This window comes from Methylobacterium isbiliense, from assembly GCF_022179325.1.
In the GTDB taxonomy this organism is placed as follows: Bacteria; Pseudomonadota; Alphaproteobacteria; order Rhizobiales; family Beijerinckiaceae; genus Methylobacterium; species Methylobacterium isbiliense.
Window position 1 is genome coordinate 1 of record NZ_BPQQ01000005.1, and the last position, 20,411, is coordinate 20,411.

The window sequence follows — 20,411 nt, forward strand, 5'->3', positions numbered from 1 at the left end:
GCCGCTGGACGAGGATCTGCTTCTGGACCTTGCGGGGAGCCACGAGGTTCTGGTGACGCTGGAGGAGGGCTCGACGGGAGGGTTCGGGGCTCTGGTGCTGCATCTTTTGTCGGCGCGGGGCGCTCTGGACGGGGGGAGCGTGCGGGTGCGGACGCTGACGCTGCCGGACGCCTACCAGGACCACGACACGCCGGAGCGGATGTACGCGCAGGCGGGGCTGGACGCGCCGGCCATCGTCAGGACCGTCCGCGACCTCCTCCCCGCGCAGCCGCGGGCCTCCAGCCGCGAGGCCGCCGTCGTCAGCGTCGCGCGGCGCCCGCGCTGAGCGACGCCTCGGTTCCGGGCCGGCGCTTCTCGGCCGAACGGATCGCCTGCCACGCGTTCGGCTGCGACACGAAGGCCCGCAGGGCCGCGGCGTTGCGGGCCGCCTCCTCGCCCCCGAGGTCGCGGCGCATCACCTCCTCGGCCTCCGCCGGGCGGCCTGCCAGCCCCAGCACCAGGGCGAGGTTCTGGCGCACCCGCGCATCCGCCCGCGGATCGGCCGCCGCCTGCCGCAGCACCCGCTCGGCCTCGCCGAGGCGCTTGGCGAGGGCGTAGGACAGGCCGAGATTCGACAGGATCGTCGGCTCGCCCGGCACGATCTTCAGGGCGGCCTCGTAGAAGCGCTGGGCCTGGGCGTGATCGCCCATCTGGTCGGCCACCGTGCCCTGCGCCGAGAGCACCCGCCAGTCCGGGTTCGCGGGCGAGTGCGCGTTCTGCAGCACCTCGGCCGCCTCGCCGTAGCGCCCGGCCTCCGCCAGGGTCTTGCCGTAGGCCGCCAGCACGGTCGGGTTCTTGGGGTTGCGCAGGGCCGCCTGCTGCAGCACCGCCGCGGCCTGCGCCGTCTGCTCGGTGCGCCGCAGGGCGTTCGCGTAGGCGATGGCCGTGCCGACATCGCCCGGATTGGCGTTGTGGCGCGCGCCGAGGCGGTCGAGGTCGCGCCGGTCGGGGGCGGCCTGCGCCCGCGCGTCGATCGAGCCGGTGGTGGCGGGCGAGCGCGACAGGCAGCCCGAGGCGAGGAGCGCCACCGCGCCGGCCGCCAGCAGGCGACGCAGTCCGGCCCGCGACACTTCGAACCCAGCACTCATCCGCCGCTCCACCCCGAGATCATGGCCGGCGGGCCTGCGTCGCGCCGCGCCGTCTGCGGTGGTAGAGCGTTAACCCTAACCGCGGGTTAAGCCGCGCCTCCAGCCAGGGGATCCTCCGCCGTGACAGCCCTCCTGCCCGCCGCCGACGCTGCCGCCGCGATCCCGATCTGGTGCGTCGAGGCCGGCGGCTGGCCGGCGCTCGCCGCATCCCTGGCCGAGACCCTGCCGGCCCCGGCCGCCGCCTTCGCCCGGGCGACCGGCTTCACCGCCAAGCCCGGCAGCCACTGCCTCCTGCCCGATGCCGGCGGCGGCTTGGCCGGCGTGCTGTTCGGGATCGATCCGGCCGGGGACCGCTTCGCCCCGGCCAAGCTCGCGGATCTCCTGCCGGAGGGGGCCTACCGGTTCGCCGCCCCCCCGCCCGACCCGGCCCTGGCGGCGCTCGGCTGGCGGCTGTCCGCCTACCGCTTCGGGCGCTACCGCGACAGGCCGGTGCCGGGCGCCCGGCTGGTTGCGCCGGAGGGCGTGGACGCGGCCGAGATCGGGCGCATCGCCGATGCCGTCGCGGCCGGCCGCGACCTCGTCAACACCCCGGCGAACGATCTCGGGCCGGGCGAGATTGAGACCGCCGCCCGCAGCCTCGCGGAGCGCTGGGGGGCGGCCTGCGCGGTCGTGTCCGGCGAGGACCTCGCGCGCGGTTTCCCGATGATCGCGGCGGTCGGCCGCGCCTCCGAGCGGGCGCCGCGGCTGATCGACCTGACCTGGGGCGACGCCGCCGCCCCGAAGGTGACGCTCGTCGGCAAGGGCGTCGCCTTCGACACCGGAGGCCTCGACATCAAGCCCTCCGCGGCGATGCTGCTGATGAAGAAGGACATGGCGGGGGCCGCCGCGGCGCTCGCCGCGGCCGAGATGGTGATGGGCGCGGGATTGCGGCTGCGCCTGCGCGTGCTCGTGCCCGCCGTCGAGAACGCCATCTCGGGCAGCGCCTTCCGCCCGGGCGACGTGCTGCGCAGCCGCCGCGGCCTCTCGGTCGAGATCGGCAACACCGACGCGGAGGGTCGTCTGATCCTCGCCGATGCGCTCGCCCTCGCCGACGAGGAGAGCCCGGATCTCGTGATCGACTTCGCGACCCTGACGGGCGCCGCCCGGGTGGCGCTCGGCCCCGACCTCCCGGCCCTGTTCACCCAGGACGACGCGCTCGCCGCCGCCATGGCCGAGGCGGGCCAGGCGGTGAACGATCCGGTCTGGCGCCTGCCGCTCTGGGCGCCCTACGCGAGCCTGCTCGACTCCAAGATCGCGGACATCAACCACGTCTCCGGCGGCTCCTTCGCGGGTGCCATCACGGCCGCGCTGTTCCTGCGCCGCTTCGCCCCGCAGGCCGGGGCGCACGCCCATCTCGACCTCTACGGCTGGAACCCGGGCACCAAGCCCGGCCGTCCGGAGGGCGGCGAGGTGCAGACCGCGCGGCTGGTCTACGAGCTCCTGAAGCGCCGCTACGCCTGAGGCGCCGCCTCCCCGGCCAGCGCCGCCCGCTCCGCCTCGTAGGCCTCGCGCACCACCTCCTTGCCGTAGGCGCGCTCCAGGCGCCGCACCGTGAAGTGGGCGCGGGCGATGCCCTGGAAGTGGTCCATGAAGGCGGCGTTGACCGCGGCGCCGCCGAGCGCGCCGATCACCGGCACCGCCTGGGCGGCGACCTTCTGCGAGACGACGAGGCCGAAGCGCGAGGCCACCTGCGCGGCGAAGCGCATCAGCACGGGCGCGCCCTCGTCGAGGAGGCCGCGGCCCGCCGCGTAGCGCGTCACCTCCGCCATGGTCTTGGCCAGCGCCCCCCGCACCGCGAAGTAGCCGCTGTCGGTGGCGGTCGCGGTCTCCGGGCCGCCGCGCCCGCCCAGCGCGAAGACCTGCATGCAGGCGAGCGCGGCCTCCGGCCGGCTCAGGTCCTCGCCCTCGCGCTGGGCGATCTCGGCGATGGAGCGCAGCATCAGGGTGGTGGAGACCGGCAGTTCCACGGCGAGCGTCGCGAGGCCGAAGGCGCCCCCGACCGCCCCCGAGACGGCGGCGAGCGCCTTGTGGCCGAAATCGCCCGGCGGGTAGCGCTCCAGGAGGTCGAGGGCGCGGGCGCGCAGGCCCGGGCGCCCGGCCTCTGCGGCCGGCACGATCGCGGCGCCCTCCCCGGCCTGCCGCGGCAGGGTGGCGAGCGCCACGGTGAGCGCGCCCTTCATGGCGGTCTCGGTGGCGTGGGTGATGGCCTCGCTCACCGTCTCGGGCAGCGCGCGGCCGATGAGGTCGAGGGGCGCGCCCGCGACGGCGGAGAGCCGGGCGGCGAGGCTCGGGCGCTCCAGCACCGCGACGGCCCGGCGAAGCGCCGCGCGGTCCGCCTCGCTCAGCGGCTCCGGCGCACGGGGCGGGACGGGAAGCGCGATGTCGGCGGCGACGATCTCGGTCACGGGAGCACCTCGGCCAGTGCGGGACGATCCGGTCCCTGACAAGCTGGGGAGCCCGGTCCGGGTTCCGCAAGGGCGTTCCGGTGGATCCGGCGCGCAAGTCCTGTAGCGGAAGGGCGTGCCGGCCGGCTACGAAGGGCGGACCGACCGGAGCCCGCCCGATGACCAGCGACCCGCCCGCCGCGCCCAATTGGGGCGCCCCCGTCATCCGCACCATCGCGATGCCGGCCGACACCAACCCGGCCGGCGACATCTTCGGCGGCTGGCTGATGGCGCAGATGGACCTCGCCGCCGGCAATGTCGCGGCCCGCCGGGCGCGCGGGCGCTGCGCCACCATCGCGGTCGAGGGCATGACCTTCCTGCAGCCGGTCTCGGTCGGGGACGAGGTCAGCCTTTACGCCCGCATCGTCGCGGTCGGGCGCTCCTCGATGCGCATCCAGATCGAGGCGTGGCGGCGCGCCCGCGAGAGCGAGGAGACCATCAAGGTCACGCAGGCCCTGTTCACCTTCGTGGCGATCGACCAGGACCGCCGCCCGCGCCCGGTGCCGCCCGAGCCGCCGCCCGCGACGGGCGGGCCGGGCTTCGACGCGTGGTCGATCTGAGCCCGCCGACGGGCCGCCGGCTCGGCGGCAGGGACGAGCCCGGGGCGTGTCAGGCCCGCGCGGCGATCCCGTCCGCGTGCAGCGCCGCGGGTGCGGCGTCGGGCGCTGGGCGCTCCTCCGGCAGCAGGCGCAGGGCGAGGCACAGGCCCACCACCGGCAGGCCGACCGCGGCGGTGGCGACGAAGAAGGCCGGGTAGCCCATCGCCTCGACGGCGAAGCCCGAGAGCCCGCCCACGAACTTGCCGGGCAGCGCGTAGAGCGAGGAGAGCAGCGCGTACTGCGTCGCCGCGAAGGCCGGCGAGGTCAGGCTCGACATGTAGGCGATCAAGGCGGTGCCCGCGAAGGCGCCCGCGAAGTTGTCGATGCTGATGCTGGCGACCAGCAGCGGCAGGTCGTGGCCGGCGAGCGCCAGCCACGCGAACATCAGGTTCGAGGCGGCCGCCGCGATGCCGCCTACCAGGAGTGAGGCGGTGAGGCCGATGCGGCTCACCGCGATGCCGCCCGCGAAGGCCCCGGCGATGCCGATCCAGACGCCGTAGACCTTCGACACCGTGGCGATCTCGGAGAGCGTGAACTTCATGTCGATGTAGAGCGGGTTCGCCATGATGCCCGAGACGATGTCGGGCAGGCGGTAGAGCATGATCAGCAGCAGGATCAGCACGAGGCCGAGCCCCTTGCGGCGCATCAGGTCCGAGAAGGGGTCGACCACCGCCTCGCGGGCCGCCACCCGCCAGCCCCGGCCCGCCGGCGGGTCGACGGCCGCGGCCTTCGGGGCGGCGAGGCAGCCCGCCACCGCGATCAGCATCAGGGCCGCCATGGTCGCGTAGGCGGGCGTCCAGCCGAACGCATCGGCGAGGTAGAGCGCGCCCGCCCCCGCGCAGATCCGCGCGAGGCTGTAGCCGAGCTGGTAGGCGGCCAGCATCATGCCCTGGCGCTCGGCCGGCGCGGAATCGATGCGCCAGCCGTCCACCACGATGTCCTGCGTCGCCGACGCGAAGGCGATCACCAGCGCGCAGACCACCATGTAGCCGAGCGAGCGCGACGGATCGCCGAAACTCATCGCGATCATGCCGGCCGCCACCCCGAGCTGGGCCGCCAGCATCCAGGCTCGCCGCCGCCCGAGGAGCCGCGCCAGCCCCGGCAGGTCGAAGCGGTCGATCACCGGCGCCCAGAGGAACTTCAGCGTATAGGCCAGGGAGACGTAGCTGAGCAGGCCGATGCTGGACCGCTCGATCCCGGCCGTGCGCAGCCACGCCGACAGCGTCGCGAAGACGAGCAGGATCGGCAGGCCGGCGCCGAAGCCGAGCAGCAGCATCAGCGCCATGCGCCGGTCGCGCGCGACGTCGCGCAGCGTGCGCTTGGTGCCCTCCAGCCAGCCGACGCTCATGGCTCTTCGTTCCCCGCGATGGTTCCGGCGCAGTACATCCGACGAGTGAGGCCGCATGATGGTTCGCGACCGGTTAACGGAGGTTGGGCCGCGGACGGGTGGCGAACGGAATTTCTCCCCACGAATGAACAATTTGCGTTCTAAAACAATGGTTGATGACATGTGTCGGTTCGTGGAACACTGGCATTTGTCGCAAGTCTGAGTGCGGCCGACGCGGATCGGGCGCCGGGATCGCGGATGGCCCGCGGAGCACAGCGAGGGGCGATGGCCGGCGCAGCCCGCCGATCGACCAAGATGTCCGGCAAGCGGATCGGCCGTCAGGTCGATCAGCGGCTCGGCGCGGCCGAGCCCGACGCGTTGCTCGCGGCGGCCTTCCAGGCCAGCGACGTCCCCATGCTGCTCGCGGAGGCCGGCCGGCCCGACCAGCCGATCCAGTTCGCCAACGCGGCCTTCTGCCGCCTCACCGGCTATGCCCCGGAGGAGGTGGTGGGCCGCGACCTGCAGATGCTGCGGGGGCCCGGGACGGATCCCGTGGCGCTCGCCCGCCTGTGCGCGGCGGCCGCCCGCGGCGAGACCCTGTCGACCGAGATCCTGGCCTGCCGCAAGGACGGGACGGCGCTCCTCGTGGCCGTCCGGCTGAGTCCCGTCCGGACGGCGTCGGGGGGGCGCTACGCCTTCGCGGTCGTGGAGGAGCTGGAGACCGGCCGGGCGGTGCTGCAGGCCGCCCTCGACCGCGCGACCGCCCGGGTGCACGAGGTCGATCACCGGGCCAAGAACACCCTGCAGGTCGTCGCCTCGCTGGTGCTGCTCAAGGCCCGCCGCACCGAGAATCCGGCCTGCCGCACCGCCCTCGACCGGGTGGCCGAGCGGATCGGCGCGCTCGCCTCCGTTCAGCGCCTGCTGCCGGCCGGCGAGGAGGCGGGCCATCTCGATCTGCGGGCCTTCGCGGTTGACCTCGCCGAGGAGCTCGCGGCCGAACTCGATCCCCCGCGCATCGCGTTGACGGTCGAGGTCGAGCCGGTGGCGGTCGCGGTCGACAAGGCGGCGCCCCTGGCGCTCCTCGTGCACGAACTCGCCACCAACGCCGTGCGCCACGCCTTTCCGGACGGCCGGCGGGGCCGGGTGCGGATCGCCGCCGGTTGCTCGGAGGACCGTCTCGTCCTGTCGGTCGAGGATGACGGGGTCGGTCTCGACGCCACTGCTCCGCCGTCGGATGCCTTCGGCCTCGCGGTGGTGGCGATGGTGACGCGGCAATTGTCCGGCACGCTCACCTGGGACCGGACGCCGCCGGGCACCCGGGTGCATGTGTCCCTGCCCTGGGCGCCGCCCGACGCACCCGATGCGCGAGCGGGGCTCGATGCCCTGAGCGGGGCTTGAAGCCTGAGCGGGGCTTGCCCCCGGCTCAGCCGCCGCGGCCCGCCCCGTCGAGCGCCGCCGCCACGGCTGCCCGGGCCTCCTTCAGCCGGAAGGGCTTGCGCAGGAACACCGCGTAGCCGTCGCAGCGCGCCCGCACCGCCGCCTCGGGCATCGAGCTCATCATCACGACCGGGATGTCCCGGGTCGCCTCCTCGGCCTGGAGCGCGCGCAGCATCGTCGGCCCGTCCATCACCGGCATCATGAAGTCGAGCACGATCAGGTGCGGGGCGGCCTCGGCCATGCGCTGCAGCCCGTGCCGGCCGTTCGCCGCAGTGAACACCGTGTGGCCCTCGTCGGTGAGGACCGATTCCAGCAGCTCGGCGATGCCGAACTCGTCGTCCACGATGAGCACCGTCGCCACCCGCTCACTCCCCGCCTCGACCCGATGGCAGGTGCCGGAGCTGGGCCAGGATCGCCTCGGCCCGATCCGGTCCGTCCTCGACGGCGATGCCGCCGGCCGCGATGCGGAAGCAGCGCAGGCGCTGGTCGATGACGCTGTCGCGCGCCTTGATGACCGAGACCATGCGGTGGAGGTCCGACCGGAGTTCGACGAAGCGCAGCAGCAGGATGTTCTCGGCGATCCCCGAGGCGCCCTGGAGGGACACGCCGCCGAGCGGCAGGCCCGATGCCAGCCCGTAGAGATCGGTCTCCACCGTGTACATCCCCGTCACGTCCAGCGCCCTCAGCTCGGCCGTCAGGGCGGCGAAGACGCGCACGATGCGGTCCCCATCGGGGGTGAGGCGCCTGAGGCCGTCGAGACCGTCGATGAACACGCGCCGCACCCGCCGGTTCCTCACCGCGGCGAACAGGCGGTCGCAGACCTCGTCGATCAGCCCTTCGGTGGCGGGATGCCACAGCACCTCGACCTGCCCGGTCTCCATCATGGCGGCGACCGGCAGGTTCAGCGCCCGCGCCTTGGCCTTCAGCGCCGCCTCGCTCTCGTGGAGGCCCACCAGCAATCCCGCATCGCCGGGGTCGCCCCCGAGGAACTGCAGCCCGAGCGTGGTCTTGCCGATGCCGGCCGGCCCGGCGAGCATCGTGGTCGAGTGCCGCGGCAGGCCGCCGCCGAGCATGCCGTCGAGGGCCGGGATCCCGAGCGGCACGTGCGGTCCCCCGACATGGTCGCGCCGGCTCGGCTCCCGGAAGCGCGCCTCGGTGCGGGGAAACACCACGATGCCGCCATCCGTGATGCGGAAGGCGTGGCGCCCGCGCAGGAAGCCGCTGCCCCGGAACTTGCGCACGTCGAGATCGCGCTCGGCCCGGCGCCCGCACAGCCGGCTCGACAGTTCGATCAGGCCGTCCACCATGGTGTGCTCGGCCGCCGCCATCGGGGCGCCGGCCGAGGCGCTGGTGAGGAGCAGCACCGTCGCGCCGTTCGCGCCGGCCTGGGTCTGGAGTTCGTGGATGAACTTCTTGAACTCCATGGCGGACCCGGCCGTCTCCTCCGCCGCCATCACGCCGTCGAGGACGAGCAGGCTCGCCTCGCTCTCGCCGATCTGCCGGCGCAGCAGGGTCAGCAGGCCGGCCAGGCCCTCGTCCTGAAGCGTCCGGAAGGCGCTGAGATAGGTCAGGCGGTCGGGGATCACGCTCGCGTCGAAGAAGCCCAGCGACGCGATGTGCCCGAGCATCCGGGCGTGGCTCTCCGCCAGCAGGGTGATGTAGAGCGCCCGCCCGCCCGCGGTTGCGTGGGTGTGGCAGACTTGGTTGGCGAAGATGGTCTTGCCGCTGCCCGGGGTGCCCTGGACGATGTAGACGCCGCCCTGAAACAGGCCGCCGCCCAGGATCTCGTCGAGCCCCGCGATCCCGGTCGCGACCCGCTCCAGGCCGCCATAGGCCCCGACCCGCTCCGTCCCCGGTCCCGACCCCGTCATCGTGCTCTCGATCGTTCTTCAGTGATGCAGGGGGAGAGTTACCGTGAAGGTCGATCCTTCACCAGTCCCGCTTCGCAGGGTCACGCCCCCGCCCATCGCCTCGGCGAGGCGGCGCACCAGCCACAGGCCGACCCCGAACCCGGTGCGGATCTCGGCCTCCGGCAGGCGCGCCTGCTCGAAGCGGGCAAAGACCCGCTCGTGGTCGCCCGGGGCGATGCCGATCCCCTGGTCGATCACCCGGATCACCCCGGACCCGCCCGCCCGCTCGGCCTCGATCACGATCGGCCGGCCGTCGCCGTACTTGATCGCGTTGGTCACGAGGTTGTCGAGGATCTGGTCGAGGGCCACGCGCTCGCAGGCGAGGAGGAGATCGTCGGGCACCCGCACCATGATGGTGCTGCCGGCATGGGCGGCGAGCGGCTCCAGCCCCGCCGCCACCTCGCCGGCCACCTCCGCGAGGCGCACCGGCACGCGGTCGAGGACGAGGCGCCCGGCCTGGGCGCGCGAGACGTCGAGGATCGTGGTCGCCCGGCGGATGTAGCGGTCGACGAGCCACTTGAGGCGCGCGAGGCCCTGCACGAGCCGGGGCGACGGCTGGCGCGCGCCCTCGGCCTCGGCGGCGGCGAGCAGCCGCTCGACCTGGCCGAGGATCGGCGTCATCGGGTTGCGCAACTCGTGCGCGATGCTGGTGAGGAACGCGTCCTGCTCGGCGAGCGCCCCCTGCAGGGCCGCGATCTCGCGGCGCAGGGCGGCGTTCTCGGCGATCAGTGCGCCGGTCAGGTCCGGCTCGGGCTCCGGGGCGGCAAGGGTCAGGGGGCCGGCGCGGCGGGTGTCCGGCTCGCTCATCGGGGTGATCCCTCCGCCTCGGCCACCGGAAAGGTGGCACGAACGCCCTGCACCGACAAGCTTTGCGGGGGTATCGAAGCGCCCGACGGTCGCCGCGCGTGTCCGTCCGGGGGGCTCAGGCCGGCGGGAGCCGGCGCCACACGGCCGCGGCGGCGGCGAGGTCCTCGATCGCGGCGCCCACCGATTTGAAGGCGGTGATTGCCGCGGGATCGGTCCGGCCCGGGACGCGGCCCCGGCAGAGATCGGCGAGGTCGCCGCGGACCGCCTCGCGCGCGAGCGCGCCCGCGGCGAGCGCGACCGCCACGTCGCCGCCCTTGGCGAGCGCGTCCGGCCCGTCCACGTAGATGGCGGCCCGGGCGAGCGCCGCGTCGTCGGCCTCGCGCATCCGGGGCGTGAACGAGCCGACGAGGTCGAGATGGGTGCCGGGGGACAGCCACGCGCCGCGCACCAGCGGCCGTTCGGACAGGGTGGCGCAGCAGACGATGTCGGCCTCCCGCACCGCCGCCTCCAGATCCGTGACCGCCCGCGCCGGGACGCCCTCGGCGGTCAGGCGCCGGCTCAGCGCCTCGGCGGAGGCCGGGCGGTGGTTCCAGACCGCGACCTCGCGGATCGGGCGCTCGGCCCGGTGCGCCCGCACCAGGAAGGGCGCGAGCGCCCCCGCCCCGACCATCAGCAGACGCGCGCTGTCGGGCCGCGCGAGGTGGCGCGCGGCCAGCGCCGAGGCGCCGGCGGTGCGCCAGAGCGTGAGATGGGGCGCGTCGAGGAGCGCGAGCGGCCGGCCGGTCGCCCGCTCGCTCAGGAGGAAGCCGCCCTGGAAGGTCGCGAGGCCCCGCGCGGCGTTGCCGGGGTGCAGCCCCAGCACCTTCACGCCGATGTGCTCGGCGTCCCAGGCCGGCATGATCAGCAGGGTCGCCTCGCCCGCCGGATCCGGGAGGGCGTGCACGTGGCGCGAGGGCGCGGCGACCTCCGCCCGGAAGGCGGCGTCGAGGGCTGCCACCATCGCGGCCGGCGTCAGGGCGGCGTCGATCTCGGCGGCGGAGACGATCCGCACCGGGGTCAGGCGCGGCCGGCGGGCGCCGGCAGGGCGGCCGGCCGGTCGAGGGACGCGGCGTTGCGCAGGCGGTCGCTCTCGGCGCGCAGCCGGTCGATCTCGCGCCCGCGCAGGCGGCGCTCGCGGCGGTTGGGCTCCTGGCCGAGCCATGCGCCGCAGCCGCCGATCAGGATGCCCAGCGCCACCGCCGCGAAGGCGAGCGCGTAGAGCGGGACCGTCAGGCTGAAGGCCGGCGCGCCCTGCGAGAAGGGATCGAACGACACGGTGACGGGCTGGCGGTTCGCCACCGCGAGCAGCACCACCACGATCGCGATGGGGAGGAGGATCAGGCCCTTGAGGAAGCGGATCATCGGACGGCTCGGGAGTACGGTGTGGCGGGGGATCTAGAGCATTGTCCGACGACGTGGATGCCGGTTCGTCGCAGACAATGCGGCAAAACCAAAAACCTGGAGCAGGCTTCACGGTTCGATCCGATCGAACCCGCTCGAGGACGGCGTCGCGTGCGAGCGAGGCTCGCCGCGCCGGCTCGGAACCGTCTCACGAGGCCTGGGCGGCCACCGGCTCCTCGGCGCCGATGCCGGCCTCGTTGAGGCGCAGGCGCATCTCCTTGCCGGTCTTGAACACGGGGATCGCCTTCTCGGCCACCGCCACCGCGGCGCCGGTGCGCGGGTTGCGGCCGCGCCGGGCCTCGCGCCGCTTCACCGAGAAGGCGCCGAACCCCCGCAGCTCCACCCGGTCGCCGCGGGCGAGCGCGTCCGCGATCGTGTCGAGGATGGCGTTGACGATGTTCTCGACGTCGCGCTGGTAGAGGTGCGGGTTCTGCTCGGCGATCCTGAGGACGAGCTCGGACTTGATCATGGCAGGCGGTCTCGGGCGGGTGTTTCGGGCAGGCCGGCTGGGCGGGCGCGGGGAGGCACCCGGGGGAGGTCTCAGCGGGGGGAGGCCGTGCCCGGGCGCCAGAGCGCCAGAAGGCCGCCGCGGGCGAGCGCGGCCGCCTCCTCTGAGGCGACGCGCAGGGAGGCGTCGCCGAAGCCGAGGAGCGCGGCGGCCGAGAACAGGTCGAAGCGGCTCTCGTTGCGCGGCTTCCAGTCCCGGACCGGCAGGTCCTTGGCGACGTTCTTCTCGCGCTCCAGCCACGCCACCGCCTGCCGCTCGCCGCCGGTCTCGTCGACGAGCTTCAGCGCCACGCTCTGGCGGCCGCTGAACACGCGCCCGTCCGCCACCGCGCCGAGCTGCTCGGGCGTCATCCGCCGCCGCTCGGCCACCAGGGTCTTGAACCACGAGAAGGTGTCGCCGACGATGGCCTGGAGCGCGGCCCGCGCCTCCGGCGAGGTCGGGTGGAAGCCGCTCGGCTCCGCCTTCAGCGGCGAGGACTTCACCTCCTCGACCCGCACCCCGACCTTGTCGAGGAGGCCCGAGAGGTCGGGATACTGGAACAGCACCCCGATCGAGCCGACCAGCGCGGTCTCGCGCGCCACGATGTGGTCGGCGGCGAGCGCCGTGATGTAGGCGCCCGAGGCGGCGGTGCCGTCCACGAAGGCGACCACCGGCTTCTTCTCGGCGAGCGCGCGCAGGTTGCGGAAGAGTTCCTCGGAGCCCGTGGTGGTGCCCCCCGGCGAGTTGATCGAGACGATCACCCCGGAGACCGCCCGCGACTCGCCCACCCGCTTCATCAGATCGCGGGTCTTCTCGCTGCCCGCGATGAAGCCGTCGATGCTGATGCGGGCGATCTGCGGCGTGACGGCGACGAAGCGGCCGCCGCCCGCGGCGCGCCAGCCGAGCGCGCCCGCCGCGACGATCAGCGCTCCGATCCCGAGGACCCGCCAGAAGGACAGCTTCCGGCGCAGGGAGCGGCGGTCGAGGAGAAGTTCGGCATCGATGGCCATGCGGCGCTCGTGTTCCTCATCTGGGTCCCGAACGGGCCGCACAAGTCCTTGGCGCGCCTCGTTCCCGGCGCTGTTCTACCTCCGCGCTTCCGGAAGCGGCAAGAGTGCGGGAAGGCGTGCGGGCGCGCGAATGCGGCGGGCCGGGACGATTTGCGCCACCCGCGCGGTCGGCCGGCTGTTGCCGCTGTACGTATTTTGTTCTAGCACTCGGCGCAGCGACGGGCCTTCCGGGGTACTCCGGCGGGGACTCCGGCCCTCCTCCCGCGCGGCGCCCCCGGGCCCGGATCGTGCAGCCTCGGCGGTCGACCGGTCCCGGCGCCCTCCCCGCTGCACGACCCGCTTCGAGCCCCGGCATGGCCCCTCTCGACACGATGTTCGACCATGCGGCCGAGGGCCGCGTCATCGCGGTGCGCGGCGCGCGCGAGCACAACCTGAAGAACGTCGACCTCGTGATCCCGCGCGACAAGCTCGTGGTCTTCACCGGGCTGTCGGGCTCGGGCAAGTCGTCGCTCGCCTTCGACACCATCTACGCGGAGGGGCAGCGCCGCTACGTCGAATCGCTCTCGGCCTATGCCCGCCAGTTCCTGGAGATGATGGCCAAGCCCGACGTCGACCAGATCGACGGCCTGTCGCCCGCCATCTCGATCGAGCAGAAGACCACCTCGAAGAACCCGCGCTCGACGGTCGGCACCGTCACGGAGATCTACGACTACATGCGCCTGCTGTGGGCGCGGGTCGGCATCCCGTACTCCCCCGCCACCGGCCTGCCGATCGAGAGCCAGACCGTCTCGCAGATGGTCGACCGCGTGCTGGCGCTGCCCGAGAAGACCCGCGCCTACCTGCTGGCGCCGGTGGTGCGCGGGCGCAAGGGCGAGTACCGCAAGGAGATCGCCGAGTTCCAGCGCCGCGGCTTCCAGCGCCTGCGCATCGACGGCGAGTACTACCCCATCGACGACGTGCCCAAGCTCGACAAGAAGCTCAAGCACGACATCGACGTGGTGGTGGACCGCATCGTGGTGCGGCCCGACATGGCCGCGCGGCTGGCCGATTCCTTCGAGACCGCGCTCGAACTCGCCGACGGCATCGCGGTGATCGAGATGGCGGACGCCCCCGAGGGCGCGGCGCCCGAGCGGATCACCTTCTCGTCGCGCTTCGCCTGCCCGGTCTCGGGCTTCACCATCCCGGAGATCGAGCCCAGGCTGTTCTCGTTCAACAACCCGTTCGGCGCCTGCCCGACCTGCGGCGGCATCGGGCACGAGATGCGCATCGACCCGACCCTGGTCATCGCCGACGAGGCGCTGAGCCTTGAGCGCGGCGCCATCGCCCCCTGGGCGAAGTCGACCTCGCCCTTCTACGGCCAGACCCTCGACGCGCTCGCCCGCCACTACCGCTTCCGCACCGACGTGCCCTGGGCCAAGCTCACGGCGGCGGCGCGCCAGGTGGTGCTGTTCGGCTCTGGCGGCGACGCGATCCGCTTCGCCTACAACGACGGCCTGCGCGCCTACGACGTGACGAAGCCCTTCGAGGGCGTGGTGCCGAACCTGGAGCGGCGCTACCGCGAGACCGAGAGCGATCAGGCCCGCGAGGACATCGCCCGCTTCATGGCCGAGACGCCCTGCCACGCCTGCGGCGGCAAGCGGCTCAAGCCCGAGGCGCTCGCCGTGAAGGTGGCGGGCCGCGACGTCGCCGACGTGGCGGCGCTGGCGGTGCGCGACGCGCAGCGCTGGTTCGTCGACCTGCCCGACCACCTCACGCCCAAGCAGAACGAGATCGCGGTCCGCATCCTCAAGGAGATCCGCGACCGCCTCACCTTCCTGATCGATGTCGGCCTCGAATACCTGACGCTCGCGCGCGGCTCGGGGTCGCTCTCGGGGGGCGAGAGCCAGCGCATCCGCCTCGCCTCGCAGATCGGCTCGGGGCTCACGGGCGTGCTCTACGTCCTCGACGAGCCCTCGATCGGCCTGCACCAGCGCGACAACGAGCGCCTGCTCGGCACCCTCAAGCGGCTGCGCGACCTCGGCAACTCGGTGATCGTGGTCGAGCACGACGAGGACGCGATCCTCCAGGCCGACTACGTGGTCGATGTCGGGCCCGGCGCCGGGATCCATGGCGGCGAGATCGTCGCCAAGGGCACGCCGCAGCAGCTCCTCGCCGACCCCAACTCGCTCACCGCCAAGTACCTCACGGGCGAACTCGCGGTGCGCATGCCGGCGGCCCGCCGCAAGATCCGCAAGGACAGGACGCTCCGCCTCGTCGGCGCGCGCGGCAACAACCTCAAGGACGTGACCGCCGAGATCCCGCTCGGCACCTTCACCTGCGTGACCGGGGTGTCGGGGGGCGGCAAGTCGACCCTCGTCATCGACACGCTCTACAAGGCGGTGGCGCGCAAGCTCAACGGCGCCCTGGAGCACCCCGCCCCGTTCGACCGGATCGAGGGCCTGGAGTTCCTCGACAAGGTCATCGACATCGACCAGTCGCCGATCGGGCGCACCCCGCGCTCGAACCCGGCCACCTATATCGGCGCCTTCACGCCGATCCGCGACTGGTTCGCCGGCCTGCCCGAGGCCAAGGCCCGCGGCTACCAGCCGGGGCGCTTCTCGTTCAACGTCAAGGGCGGGCGCTGCGAGGCCTGCTCGGGGGACGGCGTCATCAAGATCGAGATGCACTTCCTGCCGGACGTCTACGTGACCTGCGACGTCTGCAAGGGCAAGCGCTACGACCGCGAGACCCTGGAGGTGAAGTACCGCGAGCGCTCGATCGCCGACGTGCTCGACATGACCGTCGAGGAGGCCGCCGAGCTGTTCAAGGCGGTGCCGGCGATCCGCGAGAAGCTGGAGACGCTCGCGCGCGTCGGCCTCGGCTACGTCCATGTCGGCCAGCAGGCGACGACGCTCTCGGGCGGCGAGGCGCAGCGCGTGAAGCTGTCCAAGGAGCTGTCCAAGCGCGCCACCGGCCGCACCCTCTACATCCTCGACGAGCCGACCACCGGCCTGCACTTCCACGACGTCGCCAAGCTGATGGAAGTGCTCCACGAACTCGTGGACCAGGGCAACACCGTGGTGGTGATCGAGCACAACCTCGAAGTCATCAAGACGGCCGACTGGGTGATCGACATGGGCCCGGAGGGCGGCGACGGCGGCGGCACCGTGGTGGCGCAGGGCACGCCCGAGGCCATCGCCCGCGCCAAAGCCAGCCATACCGGCCGCTTCCTGCGCGAGGTGCTGGCCCGCCGCCCGGCCGGCCGGGCCGGCCGGGCCGGCAAGCAGGCGGCCGAGTAGCATCCCCCCGCGCGCCGACCCGCCGGGCCGCGCGGCCCAACCGGCGCCAATCACCCGGGAAGCACGCGCTCATCTTCAAGGATGGGCGCTTTTGCAGTGCACAACGCTCCGATTTCTATCGATCCGGCGCGAAGGCTCTTCAATCGAGCGCGTCCTGCGTGTGACGGAATTGCGACTTTTCCGCAACGCTTGTGGCGCTTCTGCCTGCGCGGCGGGCATTCCGCTGGCATTCTGAGCGTAGCTGTACAAAACTTCGAATCGTTCAGACTGTGTCGGGGCTGAGGGGCGCTCGAAGCAACGTCGATGCAAGCCTGCAGACCACAAGCGGGCAATCTCGACGAACTGCGCGAGGCGGCTGGTATTCAGCCTGCACCGGCGGGAAGGAAAAGGTAATGGTCAAGAATTGGCTCGCCGCGGGGGCGGCTGCTCTGTCTTTGGGCTTCACGGCGACGGCATCATACGCCCAGACCACCACGATCCCGGGTGAGCAGGTCGGCCTCGCCGTCGGTGCTCCTCTGCCCGAGGGCGTCTACGCCATCAACACGTTCACGTATCAGCGCGCCGACCAGCCGGGCTCGTCGGACCTGGGCGTCAACATCCCGGTTCTCGTCTGGTCCACGCCCTGGAAGGTCCTGGGTGCGCGCATCGAGGCCGTGGTGGCCCCCCCGACCCTGTTCTCCTTCAATCGCAGCGGCGGCCGCGACACCAGCGCGAATGTCGGGACCTTCATCGGCGGTATCTTCGCCTGGGATCTCGGCAACAACGTCGGCGTCAGCTACCTCGCGGGCGTGTACCTGAACGAGCTGAACGCCGGCCGCTTCGGCGGTCTGCAGCAGCTGGCGTCGAACACCTACCGTCAGGGCTTCGCGATCAGCTACACCGGCGACGGCTGGAACCTGACCGCGAACCTCACCTACAACTTCTACGACGTGCCCGCCCGGTTCGACGGCCCCGGCCTCGTCCCGGCCTTCTACGGCACGCAGGTTCCGTCCGATGCGCTCAACCTCGACCTGACGGCGACCAAGAAGTTCGGCAACTTCGAGATCGGCGCGATCGGCTACGGCACCACGAACCTGCGCAACCGGTCGTTCTTCCTCCTCTCCAACGCCACCCTCCCCACGGGCTGCGTCGGCTTCGCGCCGAACATCTGCGGGACGGCGGGCCGGAGCGGCGGCGGCCGGTTCGCCCTCGGCGGCCTCATCGGCTACGATTTCGGCAAGTTCTCGGTCCAGGCCTACGTCGCCCGCGACGTCGTGACCTCGGCGCAGTACGTCACGCCGGCGGGCTTCCTCCGGGACAACTACCGCACCGAGGGCTTCTTCCGCGTGATCGCCCCGCTCTACACGGTGGCGGCCGCCCCGCCGCCCGAGCCGGCTCCTATCATCCGCAAGTACTGAGATCCGGTCCGGCGCTCCGCGCCGGTCCCGTCCGCGACGCCGCCCGGCCCCGTGCCGGGCGGTTTCGTTTGTCGGCCATGTTCGTTTGTCGGCCATGCGTCTGTCGGCCATGCGTCCCCGGGCGCGGGTGTTGCTTCGCCGCGCGCGACCTATAACGACGGGAGACCTGCCCGTGGGGCGGGCACGAGGAGACCGTGCATGGCGTCGTCCGGGGAGTGGAGGATTCCGAGCGCGGCCCAGCCGCGGCCCGCCGACTACGCCTACGACCTCGACCGCGCCCTCACCGCCGTCGTCGCCCTCTCGGCCCGGGTGCCGGAGGCCGCCTTCACGGCCGAGGCGCTCGGCACCGAGCGGGCCGGCAACGGCGTGGTGATCGGCGCCGACGGGCTCGTGCTCACCATCGGCTATCTCGTCACCGAGGCCGAGACCGTCTGGCTCACAACCCAGGACGGGCGCAGCATCCAGGGCCACGTGGTCGGGTTCGACGCGGCGACCGGCTTCGGCCTCGTCCAGGCCCTCGGGCGGCTCGACCTGCCGGTGCTGGCGCTCGGCACCGCGGCCGACCTGGCCGTGGGTGATGCCGCGGTGGTGGCGGGCGCGGGCGGGCGCCACCGCGCGGTCGCCGCCCGCGTCGTCGCCCGCCAGGAATTCGCCGGCTACTGGGAATACGTCCTCGACGATGCGATCTTCACCGCCCCCTCCCACCCGCACTGGGGCGGCGCCGCCCTGATCGGGCCGGCGGGCGACCTCCTCGGCATCGGCTCGCTGCAGCTCCAGCAGAGCGGGGCGGAGGCGCGGGCGATCAACATGCTGGTGCCGGTCGACCTCCTGAAGCCGATCCTGCCCGATCTCGTCAGCCGCGGGCGCGCCGCCCGTCCGCCGCGCCCCTGGCTCGGCCTCTACGCCACCGAGATCGACGACGAGGTCGTGATCATGGGGCTCGCCGGCCGCGGGCCAGCCGCCGCGGCGGACCTCCAGGCGGGCGACACGCTGGTCGCGGTCGCCGGCAACCCGGTGCCCGGCCTCGCGGCCTTCTTCCGCCAGGTCTGGGCCCTCGGGGAAGCCGGAATCCCCGTTCCCCTCACGGTGCGGCGGGACGGCCGCACCTTCGCCCTCACGGTCCAGTCCGCCGACCGCGAGCGCTTCCTGATCGCTCCGCGCCTGCACTGATTCGCCGGTCTGCCGCGTTGCGCTGCAGCATCGTTCCGGGTGCTTCTTCTGCGAGCAGCGCATTGAGTTGACGAATCCTTGCGCGCCGCATGATGCGGGCGCATGGCTGGCTTACGAACTTCCGACTCCTCAGGCTCGGCCGCGACCCCATATGTTGCGTTGCAACAGAATTGGGCGTCGGTGCCGGTCGAAGCGGCACCGCCTGCCCACCGAGAGGTCAAGTTCCATGTTCGTGTCGCTCATCCTGAGCAAGCTCCGCTCCTACCTGCGCTACCGCGAGACCGTCCTCGAACTGTCGCGTCTGACCGACCGCGAGCTCGAGGATCTCGGCATCAGCCGCTACGACATCCGCGGCGTCGCCCGCAGCCACGCGGCCTAAGGCCCCACCGCCGGGCCTGACGGCCCGGTGCCGGGCTTGCCGGCCCGATGCCTCGTCGCCCGCCGCTCCGGCGGGCGTTCGCGTTTTTGGGGATGCGTTGATTCGCAAGCCCCGCATCCGATATGCGGGAGCATGTCCGGATCGAACCCCATCCACGTCATCGGCGGCGGCCTCGCCGGGTCCGAGGCGGCGTGGCAGATCGCCGAGGCCGGCCTGCCGGTCGTGCTGCACGAGATGCGGCCGCTGCGCGGCACCGAGGCGCACCGCACCGAGGGCCTCGCGGAACTCGTCTGCTCGAACTCCTTCCGCTCGGACGACGCGGAGCTGAACGCGGTCGGCCTGCTGCACCAGGAGATGCGCCGCCTGGGCTCGCTCATCATGCGGGCGGGCGACGCGAACCAAGTGCCCGCGGGCGGCGCGCTCGCGGTCGACCGCGACGGCTTCAGCCGGGCCGTGACCGCGGCGCTCGACGCCCATCCGCTCGTCACCGTCGCGCGCGAGGAGATCGACGGCCTGCCGCCCGCCGCCTGGGACAGCGTGATCGTGGCCACCGGCCCGCTCACCGCGCCGGGCCTCGCCGAGGGGATCCGCGGCCTCACCGGGGCGGAGGCGCTGGCCTTCTTCGACGCGATCGCCCCCATCGTGCACCGCGAGTCCATCGACATGGGCGTGGCGTGGTTCCAGTCGCGCTACGACAAGGCGGGCCCGGGCGGCACGGGGGCCGACTACATCAACTGCCCCCTCGACCGGGAGCAGTACGCGGCCTTCGTGGCGGCGCTGGTGGCGGGCGAGACGACCGCGTTCAAGGAATGGGAGGCCTCGACCCCCTATTTCGACGGCTGTCTGCCGATCGAGGTCATGGCCGAGCGCGGCCCCGAGACCCTGCGCCACGGGCCGATGAAGCCCTTCGGCCTCACCAACCCGCACAACCCCACCGTCAAGGCCTACGCGATCGTGCAGCTGCGCCAGGACAACGCGCTCGGCACGCTCTACAACATGGTGGGCTTCCAGACGAAGCTGCGGCACGCCGAGCAGGTGCGGATCTTCCGCACCATCCCGGGTCTGGAGCGGGCCGAGTTCGCCCGCCTGGGCGGCCTGCACCGCAACACCTACCTCGACTCGCCCCGCCTCCTCGATGCCACCCTGCGGCTCCGGGCCGCGCCGCGCCTGCGCTTCGCCGGGCAGATCACCGGCTGCGAGGGCTACGTCGAGAGCGCGGCGGTGGGCCTGATGGCCGGCCGCTTCGCCGCCGCTGAGCGCCAGGGCCGTGCCCTCGCGCCCCTGCCCCCGACCACCGCGCTCGGCGCCCTCATCGCCCACATCACGGGCGGGCACGTCTCGACCGAGGAGGTGGGCGGCCCCCGGTCCTTCCAGCCGATGAACGTGAATTTCGGGCTCTTCCCGCCCCTCGACTGCGCCCCGAAGGCGCCGGACGGCAAGCGCCTGCGGGGGACCGAGAAGGCACAGGCGAAGAAGCGGGCGCTCACCGACCGGGCGCGGGCCGACCTCTCGGCCTGGCTCGGCGAGCCGGGCCTGCCGGCGGCGGCGGAATAGGTTCTT

At 73.1% G+C, this 20,411-nt stretch carries 19 protein-coding genes; 9 read left to right on the plus strand and 10 right to left on the minus strand.

Features of this window, described 5'->3' with window-relative positions; genetic code table 11:
• On the plus strand, positions 1-325 hold a 325-nt coding region (locus MFF61_RS02595), incomplete at its 5' end, for a transketolase C-terminal domain-containing protein (RefSeq protein WP_283205957.1).
• On the opposite strand, the gene MFF61_RS02600 is transcribed toward MFF61_RS02595, so the two are convergent.
• Positions 300-1,127: a tetratricopeptide repeat protein gene (locus tag MFF61_RS02600; protein ID WP_238233559.1), complete on the minus strand. Its 828-nt coding sequence runs from the start codon at positions 1,125-1,127 to the stop codon at positions 300-302. The two genes, MFF61_RS02595 and MFF61_RS02600, sit on opposite strands and share 26 nt — an antisense overlap.
• Positions 1,128-1,247: 120 nt before the next feature.
• Between MFF61_RS02600 and MFF61_RS02605 the strand changes: the two genes are divergently transcribed.
• The gene (locus MFF61_RS02605) at positions 1,248-2,627 is read left to right on the plus strand and encodes a leucyl aminopeptidase family protein (protein ID WP_238233560.1); all 1,380 of its coding nucleotides are present in this window, start codon (positions 1,248-1,250) and stop codon (positions 2,625-2,627) included.
• Here MFF61_RS02605 and MFF61_RS02610 read toward each other — a convergent pair.
• Positions 2,618-3,571 (minus strand): EcsC family protein, encoded by a 954-nt coding sequence (locus MFF61_RS02610; protein ID WP_238233561.1) that lies wholly within the window; start codon positions 3,569-3,571, stop codon positions 2,618-2,620. The genes MFF61_RS02605 and MFF61_RS02610 overlap by 10 nt on opposite strands.
• A 158-nt stretch (positions 3,572-3,729) precedes the next feature.
• On the opposite strand from MFF61_RS02610, the gene MFF61_RS02615 reads away from it, so the two are divergent.
• Positions 3,730-4,170, plus strand: a complete 441-nt coding sequence (locus MFF61_RS02615) for an acyl-CoA thioesterase (RefSeq protein ID WP_238233562.1) — start codon at positions 3,730-3,732, stop codon at positions 4,168-4,170.
• 49 nt (positions 4,171-4,219) lie between these two features.
• On the opposite strand, the gene MFF61_RS02620 is transcribed toward MFF61_RS02615, so the two are convergent.
• Positions 4,220-5,557, minus strand: coding sequence for an AmpG family muropeptide MFS transporter (locus MFF61_RS02620; RefSeq protein ID WP_238233563.1), 1,338 nt, complete (start codon positions 5,555-5,557; stop codon positions 4,220-4,222).
• A 294-nt stretch (positions 5,558-5,851) separates the two neighbouring features.
• Here MFF61_RS02620 and MFF61_RS02625 point away from each other — a divergent pair, with 294 nt between their 5' ends.
• Positions 5,852-6,934 carry a sensor histidine kinase gene (locus MFF61_RS02625; protein ID WP_238233564.1) on the plus strand — a complete coding sequence of 361 codons (1,083 nt, stop codon included), beginning with the start codon at positions 5,852-5,854 and terminating at the stop codon, positions 6,932-6,934.
• Between the two features lie 25 nt (positions 6,935-6,959).
• Here the strand turns inward: MFF61_RS02625 and MFF61_RS02630 are convergent, their stop codons facing one another.
• The 7 genes from MFF61_RS02630 to sppA form a co-directional block, all read right to left on the minus strand.
• On the minus strand, positions 6,960-7,334 hold the full coding sequence (locus MFF61_RS02630; RefSeq protein WP_238233565.1) for a response regulator: 375 nt from the start codon (positions 7,332-7,334) through the stop codon (positions 6,960-6,962).
• A 4-nt stretch (positions 7,335-7,338) separates the two neighbouring features.
• Positions 7,339-8,844: an RAD55 family ATPase gene (locus MFF61_RS02635; protein WP_238233566.1), complete on the minus strand. Its 1,506-nt coding sequence runs from the start codon at positions 8,842-8,844 to the stop codon at positions 7,339-7,341.
• Between the two features lie 18 nt (positions 8,845-8,862).
• Positions 8,863-9,690 (minus strand): sensor histidine kinase, encoded by an 828-nt coding sequence (locus tag MFF61_RS02640; protein ID WP_238233567.1) that lies wholly within the window; start codon positions 9,688-9,690, stop codon positions 8,863-8,865.
• 115 nt (positions 9,691-9,805) lie between these two features.
• Entirely contained in the window at positions 9,806-10,741 is a 936-nt protein-coding gene (gene lhpI, locus MFF61_RS02645; RefSeq protein ID WP_238233568.1) for a bifunctional Delta(1)-pyrroline-2-carboxylate/Delta(1)-piperideine-2-carboxylate reductase, read from the minus strand.
• A 5-nt stretch (positions 10,742-10,746) separates the two neighbouring features.
• On the minus strand, positions 10,747-11,091 hold the full coding sequence (locus MFF61_RS02650; RefSeq protein ID WP_238233569.1) for a DUF1049 domain-containing protein: 345 nt from the start codon (positions 11,089-11,091) through the stop codon (positions 10,747-10,749).
• A 187-nt stretch (positions 11,092-11,278) separates the two neighbouring features.
• A complete protein-coding gene (gene ihfB / locus MFF61_RS02655; RefSeq protein ID WP_238233570.1) occupies positions 11,279-11,599 on the minus strand; it encodes an integration host factor subunit beta in 321 nt (106 codons plus the stop codon).
• Between the two features lie 71 nt (positions 11,600-11,670).
• Positions 11,671-12,627, minus strand: a complete 957-nt coding sequence (gene sppA, locus MFF61_RS02660; RefSeq protein ID WP_238233571.1) for a signal peptide peptidase SppA — start codon at positions 12,625-12,627, stop codon at positions 11,671-11,673.
• 353 nt (positions 12,628-12,980) lie between these two features.
• Between sppA and uvrA the strand changes: the two genes are divergently transcribed.
• The 5 genes from uvrA (at position 12,981) to trmFO (ending at position 20,405) form a co-directional block, all read left to right on the plus strand.
• Positions 12,981-15,905 (plus strand): excinuclease ABC subunit UvrA, encoded by a 2,925-nt coding sequence (gene uvrA / locus MFF61_RS02665; RefSeq protein ID WP_238233572.1) that lies wholly within the window; start codon positions 12,981-12,983, stop codon positions 15,903-15,905.
• Between the two features lie 392 nt (positions 15,906-16,297).
• On the plus strand, positions 16,298-17,302 hold the full coding sequence (locus MFF61_RS02670; RefSeq protein WP_238233573.1) for a transporter family protein: 1,005 nt from the start codon (positions 16,298-16,300) through the stop codon (positions 17,300-17,302).
• Positions 17,303-17,500: 198 nt separating this feature from the next.
• A complete protein-coding gene (locus MFF61_RS02675; protein WP_238233574.1) occupies positions 17,501-18,472 on the plus strand; it encodes a S1C family serine protease in 972 nt (323 codons plus the stop codon).
• 226 nt (positions 18,473-18,698) lie between these two features.
• Positions 18,699-18,851, plus strand: a complete 153-nt coding sequence (locus tag MFF61_RS02680; RefSeq protein WP_238233575.1) for a DUF1127 domain-containing protein — start codon at positions 18,699-18,701, stop codon at positions 18,849-18,851.
• Between the two features lie 132 nt (positions 18,852-18,983).
• Positions 18,984-20,405 carry a methylenetetrahydrofolate--tRNA-(uracil(54)-C(5))-methyltransferase (FADH(2)-oxidizing) TrmFO gene (gene trmFO / locus MFF61_RS02685; protein ID WP_238233576.1) on the plus strand — a complete coding sequence of 474 codons (1,422 nt, stop codon included), beginning with the start codon at positions 18,984-18,986 and terminating at the stop codon, positions 20,403-20,405.
• The last annotated feature ends 6 nt before the right edge of the window (positions 20,406-20,411 follow it).

What these genes read in the sequence shown, in the direction of transcription:
- MFF61_RS02600 (WP_238233559.1), bottom strand. Translation starts at nt 1,127, where the DNA reads ATGAGTGCTGGGTTCGAAGTGTCGCGGGCCGGACTGCGTCGCCTGCTG.
- MFF61_RS02615 (WP_238233562.1), top strand. Translation starts at nt 3,730, where the DNA reads ATGACCAGCGACCCGCCCGCCGCGCCCAATTGGGGCGCCCCCGTCATC.
- MFF61_RS02620 (WP_238233563.1), bottom strand. Translation starts at nt 5,557, where the DNA reads ATGAGCGTCGGCTGGCTGGAGGGCACCAAGCGCACGCTGCGCGACGTC.
- MFF61_RS02625 (WP_238233564.1), top strand. Translation starts at nt 5,852, where the DNA reads ATGTCCGGCAAGCGGATCGGCCGTCAGGTCGATCAGCGGCTCGGCGCG.
- MFF61_RS02635 (WP_238233566.1), bottom strand. Translation starts at nt 8,844, where the DNA reads ATGACGGGGTCGGGACCGGGGACGGAGCGGGTCGGGGCCTATGGCGGC.
- MFF61_RS02640 (WP_238233567.1), bottom strand. Translation starts at nt 9,690, where the DNA reads ATGAGCGAGCCGGACACCCGCCGCGCCGGCCCCCTGACCCTTGCCGCC.
- MFF61_RS02650 (WP_238233569.1), bottom strand. Translation starts at nt 11,091, where the DNA reads ATGATCCGCTTCCTCAAGGGCCTGATCCTCCTCCCCATCGCGATCGTG.
- ihfB (WP_238233570.1), bottom strand. Translation starts at nt 11,599, where the DNA reads ATGATCAAGTCCGAGCTCGTCCTCAGGATCGCCGAGCAGAACCCGCAC.
- sppA (WP_238233571.1), bottom strand. Translation starts at nt 12,627, where the DNA reads ATGGCCATCGATGCCGAACTTCTCCTCGACCGCCGCTCCCTGCGCCGG.
- uvrA (WP_238233572.1), top strand. Translation starts at nt 12,981, where the DNA reads ATGGCCCCTCTCGACACGATGTTCGACCATGCGGCCGAGGGCCGCGTC.
- MFF61_RS02670 (WP_238233573.1), top strand. Translation starts at nt 16,298, where the DNA reads ATGGTCAAGAATTGGCTCGCCGCGGGGGCGGCTGCTCTGTCTTTGGGC.
- MFF61_RS02675 (WP_238233574.1), top strand. Translation starts at nt 17,501, where the DNA reads ATGGCGTCGTCCGGGGAGTGGAGGATTCCGAGCGCGGCCCAGCCGCGG.
- MFF61_RS02680 (WP_238233575.1), top strand. Translation starts at nt 18,699, where the DNA reads ATGTTCGTGTCGCTCATCCTGAGCAAGCTCCGCTCCTACCTGCGCTAC.
- trmFO (WP_238233576.1), top strand. Translation starts at nt 18,984, where the DNA reads ATGTCCGGATCGAACCCCATCCACGTCATCGGCGGCGGCCTCGCCGGG.